The sequence below is a fragment of the Massilia sp. CT11-108 genome, assembly GCF_047302915.1.
In the GTDB taxonomy this organism is placed as follows: domain Bacteria; phylum Pseudomonadota; class Gammaproteobacteria; order Burkholderiales; family Burkholderiaceae_D; genus Telluria; species Telluria orientalis.
In genome coordinates this window covers 1-257 of record NZ_JBKYMO010001602.1, presented here as the reverse complement: position 1 = coordinate 257, position 257 = coordinate 1, and the positions used below count along the sequence as shown (strand labels likewise).

General features: G+C 72.0%; 1 protein-coding gene. It reads left to right on the top strand.

What is annotated here, in order from left to right; translation table 11 throughout:
* Positions 1-14 precede the first annotated feature (14 nt).
* A partial coding sequence (locus tag ACEN88_RS35740; protein WP_413347128.1) for a hypothetical protein occupies positions 15-257 on the top strand: 243 nt, incomplete at its 3' end.

Sequence of the window (257 nt, the reverse complement as noted above, 5' to 3'; positions counted from 1 at the left end):
GTCGGCAGCGTCATATGTTTAAAACACACACACAGGCCGCACTGCGCAAGGCGTACGCGGAACTCGAAACACGCGACGGCGACCTGCGCCGCGCCGAACTCGCGCGCGACGCCGCCCAGCAAGCCTGGGACCAGGCCAACCGCGAACACGCGCGCCTGCTCGACGCGGCGCAGACGGCGCAAGGCACGCTGGCGCGCCTGGATGCCGACATTGCCGCGCTGGCCGCGCGGCGCGAAGCAGCCGCGGCCACGCTGGGC